The following is a 6,157-nucleotide window of genomic DNA, read 5'->3' on the forward strand; positions in this document are numbered from 1 at the left end:
GGGCGCACAGACCCGCGCGGACGGCCCCGGACGACGCGCAGCCGCCGGGCCGGGAGACGGCCCAGGCGGTTCGGCGCCCGGCAGCCCTCAGACGTACCGCTCCAGGATGGAGGACTCGGCCAGGCGCGACAGACCCTCCCGTACGCTCCGCGCCCGGGCCTCGCCCACGCCGTCGACGGTCTGCAGGTCGTCCACACTCGCGGCCAGCAGTTTCTGCAGGCCCCCGAAATGCTCCACCAGCCGGTCGATGATGGCGCCCGGAAGACGCGGAACCTTGGCCAGCAGCCGGAAGCCCCGCGGGGACACCGCGGAGTCCAGCGTCTCGGGCGAACCGGTGTAGCCCAGCGCGCGCGCCACCGTGCCCATCTCGAGCAGCTCCGCGTGGCTCAGCGCGTCCAGCTCGGCCAGCGCCTCCTCGACCGTGCGCGAACGCTTCGCCGTCGGCTCGGGAACGTAGTCCCGCACGACCAGTTCGCGGTCGGGCTCGACCCCGGCGATCAACTCCTCCAGCTGGAGGGCGAGAAGCCGGCCGTCCGTGCCCAGTTCGACCACGTACTCGGCGATTTCGGTGGCGATGCGGCGGACCATCTCCAGCCGCTGCGCGACCGCCGACACGTCCCGGACCGTCACCAGGTCCTCGATCTCCAGTGCCGACAGCGTGCCCGCGACCTCGTCCAGCCGCAGCTTGTACCGCTCCAGGGTCGCCAGCGCCTGGTTCGCGCGGGAGAGGATCGCCGCCGAGTCCTCCAGGACGCGGCGCTGACCGTCCACGTACAGGGCGATCAGACGCATCGACTGGGAGACCGAGACGACCGGGAAGCCGACCTGCTTGCTCACCCGGTCCGCCGTGCGGTGCCGCGTGCCCGTCTCCTCCGTGGGGATCGTCGGGTCCGGGACCAGCTGGACGCCCGCGCGCAGGATCTTCGACAGGTCCGACGACAGCACGATGCCACCGTCCAGCTTGCACAGCTCACGCAGCCGGGTGGCGGTGAACTCGACATCCAGCACGAAACCGCCCGTGCACATCACCTCGACCGTCTTGTCGGAGCCGAGGACGATGAGGCCGCCGGTGTTGCCGCGCAGGACCCGCTCCAGGCCGTCACGCAGGGCCGTACCGGGTGCCACGGCGCTCAGCGAGGCGCGCATCAGGCCATCGGGACCGGCACTCCCACCGGACTTTCCGGGAGCTGCTGCCCGGTCGTTGGCTGCCACTGCACTCCTCCGGTCGCAGGTTCTGACGCGCTCCAGTTCCCGCACTCGGTTCGTACGGACGGGCGAGACCTGGGCAAAGTCTACCGGCGCTCTTCCGCCTCCCGTGGGGCCTCTCGGCGACGGGAGCGCGGCAGAACCCGGAGCGCGTCCCCCATGTCGGCGACTTCCAGCACCTTCATGCCGGGCGGCACCTTGCCCGGATCGCCGGGTACGAGCGCGTGCGTGAAGCCCAGCCGGTGCGCCTCGGACAGTCTGCGCTGCACGCCCGTGACCCGCCTGACCTCGCCCGCGAGGCCCACCTCGCCGATCGCCACCAGGTTCTTCGGCAGCGGGGTGTCGCTCGCGGCGGAGGCCAGCGCGAGCGCGATGGCGAGGTCGGCGGCCGGCTCCGACAGCTTCACGCCGCCGACCGTCGCCGAGTAGATGTCCCGCTTGCCGAGGGCGCTGATCCGGCCGCGCTGTTCCAGCACCGCCAGCATCATCGACACGCGGGAGGTCTCCAGACCCGACGTCGTGCGCCGTGGGGAGGGGATCTGGGAGTCGACGGTCAGCGCCTGCACCTCGGCCACCAGCGGGCGGCGGCCCTCCAGCGTGACGGTCAGGCACGTGCCCGGGACCGGCTCGGCCCGGCGGGTCAGGAACAGGCCGCTGGGGTCGGCGAGGCCCGTGATGCCCTCGTCGTGCAGCTCGAAGCAGCCGACCTCGTCCGTCGCCCCGTAGCGGTTCTTCACACCGCGCACCAGGCGCAGGCGCGCGTGCCGGTCGCCCTCGAAGCTCAGGACGACGTCCACCAGGTGTTCCAGCAGGCGCGGGCCGGCGATGGCGCCGTCCTTGGTGACGTGGCCCACCAGCAGCGTGGACATGCCGCGCTCCTTGGAGGCGCGGATCAGGGCACCGGCGACCTCCCGGACCTGGGCCATGCCGCCGGGCGCGCCGTCGATCTCCGGGGAGGCGACCGTCTGCACCGAGTCGAGGATCAGCAGGGACGGCTTGACCTCGTCCAGGTGCCCGAGGACGGCGGCCAGGTCGGTCTCGGCGGCCAGGTACAGGTCGTCGTCGAGAGCGCCGATGCGGTCGGCGCGCAGCCGCACCTGGCTCGCCGACTCCTCACCGGTCACATAGAGGGTGCGGTGTTCCGCGCTCGCCGACTTGGCGGCCACGTCCAGCAGCAGGGTGGACTTGCCGACGCCCGGCTCGCCCGCGAGCAGGACGACCGCGCCCGGTACGAGGCCGCCGCCGAGCACCCGGTCCAGCTCGGGAACACCGGTGGAGCGGGCGGTGGCCTGCCGGCCGTCGACCTGGCCGATGGGCAGCGCGGAAGTGGACACCCGGCCCGGTGCCGTCGTCCGGACGGCGGGCGCGCCGTACTCCTCGACCGTGCCCCAGGCCTGGCACTCGGGGCAGCGGCCGAGCCACTTGGCCGTCTGCCAGCCGCACTCGGTGCAGCGGTAGGACGGGCGGTCCTTGGTGGTCTTGGTACGGGCAGCCATGCGGAAACCGTAGCCCGCGGCACTGACAACCGGGCTGGTGACCGTGCTCCAGCGGCCGGGGCGCACGGACGAGTGAAGGGTTCTCGGCCATCACCCGCCGTGATCCAGCCGCGGGGCAAAGGGTTCCTGTCCCCTTATGAGGGATCGTTTCACCCGTACGGATTAAAAGTGCTCAAGGTTCCGGAAGGGGCACTCCACAGCCGCCTACGGTCGCACGGGTGATGAGCAGCAGTCCGGAGACGACCACCCGCACGACCGGAGCGCACCGGGCGCACCGCGAGCCGCGGGACGCACGACGCGAGTCGCGAGAGGCGCGCGACCGCGCCGCCGCACGCACCCTCGCCCAGCGCACGCCGGCGCGTTACGAGCCGTACCTGGACGGCCTGTTCACCTACTGCATGTCGGTGCTGTGCGACCACGACGCGGCCACCGCCGCCCTCGGTGACGTCCTGGCCCTGGCCGAGCGCCGCGGCCAGCGGGGCCCCGAGGCCGCCGCCGACCGCAGGGCCTGGCTGTACGCACTGGCCCGCTGGGCATGTCTGCGCAAGCTGGCCGAGGCCAAGCAGAAACGTCAGGCCACACACGCGGCGGGGCGTACCGCGACCGGGCGAGGCGCCGCGAAAGGAACCCGGGCGAGGACCGGATCAGGCACCGGGACAGGCGCCGGGACCGGATCAGGCACCGGGGCGGGGGCACGGGCGGGGGCCGGCAAGGGCACCGGGGAGAGACCCGCCGCAGGCGTGGGCGCCGGGAACGCGGTCCCGGACCGGCCCCCCGCCGACGACGTCCAGGAGCAGCGGCGTCGCGAACTCGCCCTGCTGGCCTGGCCCGAGGCCGCCGGCACCACCCCCGAGCAGCGCGAGGCCCTGGAACTGGCCGTCCGCCACCACCTCGCGCCCCACGAGGTCGCCGCCGTCCTCGGCATGGAGCCCGCCGCCGCGCGCGAGCTGCTGGCCTCCGCCGCCTGCGAGGTGGAGCGCACCCGCGCGGCCCTCGCCGTCGTGGAGACGGGCGGCTGCCCGAGCGTGGCCCATCTCACCGGCGACAGCCGGCTGGTCCTCAGCACGGCCCTGCGCCGCGAACTGGTCCGGCACGTCGACGACTGCCCGCGCTGCCGCCGTACCGCCGAGCGCGCCGTCGCCGGCCGCTGGCCCGGCGCCACGGTCACCCCCGCCGAGCTGCCCGTCCTGGAGGCCCCGCGCGCGGCCCTGCACATGACGCCGGCGCTCCACTCGCGCGCGCGGGGCACGGCCGTACCCCGCTTCGACCGGCGCGGCTTCCCGATGGACCCCAAGGACCGCTCGGCCCGCCGTGACCGCCTGCGCGCGCGTGCCGTCACGACGACGGTCGTCGCCACGGTCGTCGCGGCACCGGTTCTCGCCCTCTGGGCCGCCTACCGGGGCGGCCTGGCCGGGGAGAGCGACGGCCCCTCCGTGACCGCGCGCGAGGCGCAGGGCCCCGACGCCCTCGGCGGCGACACGGCCGGCGGCTACGAGAACGCGGGGAACGCCGACGCGAAACCGGGCCCCCGCGTCGGCAGGGACGGCAAGGCGGACGTCTCCGTGGAGGTCGTCAGCGTCGGCGGAACGGGCGAGAAGGGCCCGGGCCGGCTGGACGTCAGCGCGGGCAACGACGGCGACACGACCCTGATCACCCTCACCGCCTCCGGCACGTCCGAGGTCCGCTGGTCGGTGTCCACGCCGGCGGCCTGGCTCTACTTCAGCCAGTCCTCGGGAACCCTCGGCCCCGGCCGGACGTTGACGATCAAGGTGTACGTCGACCATCTGCGCGAGCCGTCCGGCCACTGGCAGGCGCGGGTGGCGGTGGCCCCGGCGGGCGCGGTGGTCTCCATCGACGGGTACGGCACGGCACCGAGCCGCCCGACGTCCCGCCCCCCGTCCGCCGACCCCACCACCGCGGCCCCGCCCAGCACACCCGCCACGGAGCCGCCCGTCACCCAGTCCCCGCCTCCCACGGACCCGACACCCACCCCGACGACCCCACCGCCCACCGACACCCCGACCCCGACACCGACCCCGACAGCGACGGACACGGAGACTCCCAGCCCGTCGGGCAGCTAGGGCCTGTCCAGAGAGGGGGAAGGTGAAGGAAGGGGAGCGGGAGACAGGGGAGCCGGGAGGGACAGGGGTGGTGCGGGGCGGCCGGGACCGCCGGGCGGACCGGGACGGCCGGGCGCCGCCACTCCCGCCCGTGCGGACGTGGTCGCTACGGCGCCGGGTCGGCCGGGTGCGGCGCCACCATCGGCAGCTGGGACGCCAGCCGCTGTTCGCACAGCTCGACCAGACGGTCGTAACCGGCCTTGCCCATCAGCTCGATCAGCTCGGGGCGGTAGGAGACGTACACCGGCTCGCCGGCTCCGTGCGCCGACGTCGCCGAGGTGCACCACCAGTGCAGGTCATGGCCGCCCGGGCCCCAGCCCCGGCGGTCGTACTCCCCGATGGACACCTGGAGCACGCGCGTGTCGTCCGGCCGGTCGATCCAGTCGTACGTCCGCCGGATCGGCAGCTGCCAGCACACGTCCGGCTTGGTCTCCAGCGGCTCCCGGCCCTCCCGCAGCGCCAGGATGTGCAGCGAGCACCCCGCCCCGCCCGGGAACCCGGGCCGGTTCTGGAAGACGCACGACCCCTCGAAGGGCCGCGTCTGACGGGAGCCCTCCTCGTCCTCGGAGACCCACCCGTTGCGCGTGCCCTCGTCGTGGTGCTGCCAGATCTCCGGCGTGAGCCGGGCCACGTGTCCGGCGACGCGCTTCTCGTCGTCCTCGTCGGAGAAGTGGGCGCCCAGTGAGCAGCAGCCGTCGGCCGCGCGGCCCGGCTGGATGCCCTGGCAGCCACTGCCGAAGATGCAGTTCCAGCGAGAGGTCAGCCATGTCAGGTCGCAGCGGAAGACCTGCTCGTCGTCCGCCGGATCGGGAAACTCCACCCAAGCGCGGGCGAAGTCGAGCCCCTTCTCGTCGCTCATCTTCGCCTTCGCGGATGCCTTCGCGGACGCCTTGGCGGCCTTGCGACCTTTATCCGCGTTGTCCGGCTTGTCGGCCTTCGCCTTTTTCGTCTTTGGCACTCGTCCAGGGTAAGTGGCCCGGCCCCGCTCCGGGGACCGAGGACGAACCTCTTGGCAGTAGCGTTCCGTACATGAGACTCGGTGTCCTGGACGTGGGTTCGAACACGGTGCATCTGCTGGTGGTGGACGCCCACCCCGGCGCGCGCCCGCTGCCCGCGCATTCGCACAAGGCCGAACTTCGGCTCGCCCAGCTCCTCGACGACAGCGGTGCCATCGGTGACGACGGCATCGACAAACTGATCGCCGTCGTACGGGACGCGCTCCAGGCCGCCGAGGACAAGGGTGTGGAGGACCTGCTGCCGTTCGCGACCTCGGCCGTCCGCGAGGCCAGCAACGCCGACGACGTCCTCGCGCGCGTGGCCGACGAGACCGGCGTA

General features: G+C 73.6%; 4 protein-coding genes and 1 pseudogene. 2 read left to right on the forward strand and 3 right to left on the reverse strand.

The annotated features are described in order from the left end of the window. Window positions 1-87 precede the first annotated feature (87 nt). A complete protein-coding gene (gene disA / locus AB0B40_RS33115; protein WP_345053554.1) occupies window positions 88-1,212 on the reverse strand; it encodes a DNA integrity scanning diadenylate cyclase DisA in 1,125 nt (374 codons plus the stop codon). 80 nt (window positions 1,213-1,292) lie between these two features. Beyond that, on the reverse strand, window positions 1,293-2,702 hold the full coding sequence (gene radA, locus AB0B40_RS33120; protein ID WP_345053556.1) for a DNA repair protein RadA: 1,410 nt from the start codon (window positions 2,700-2,702) through the stop codon (window positions 1,293-1,295). 218 nt (window positions 2,703-2,920) lie between these two features. Between radA and AB0B40_RS33125 the strand changes: the two genes are divergently transcribed. After that, window positions 2,921-4,783: a hypothetical protein gene (locus AB0B40_RS33125; RefSeq protein WP_362267205.1), complete on the forward strand. Its 1,863-nt coding sequence runs from the start codon at window positions 2,921-2,923 to the stop codon at window positions 4,781-4,783. A gap of 145 nt (window positions 4,784-4,928) precedes the next feature. On the opposite strand, the gene AB0B40_RS33130 is transcribed toward AB0B40_RS33125, so the two are convergent. Further along, window positions 4,929-5,681 carry a hypothetical protein gene (locus AB0B40_RS33130; protein WP_345053586.1) on the reverse strand — a complete coding sequence of 251 codons (753 nt, stop codon included), beginning with the start codon at window positions 5,679-5,681 and terminating at the stop codon, window positions 4,929-4,931. A 170-nt stretch (window positions 5,682-5,851) separates the two neighbouring features. On the opposite strand from AB0B40_RS33130, the pseudogene AB0B40_RS33135 reads away from it, so the two are divergent. Then, window positions 5,852-6,157: pseudogene (locus AB0B40_RS33135) on the forward strand (Ppx/GppA family phosphatase); the annotation flags it as partial.

This window comes from Streptomyces sp. NPDC042638 (assembly GCF_040647235.1).
Classification (GTDB): domain Bacteria; phylum Actinomycetota; class Actinomycetes; order Streptomycetales; family Streptomycetaceae; genus Streptomyces; species Streptomyces rameus.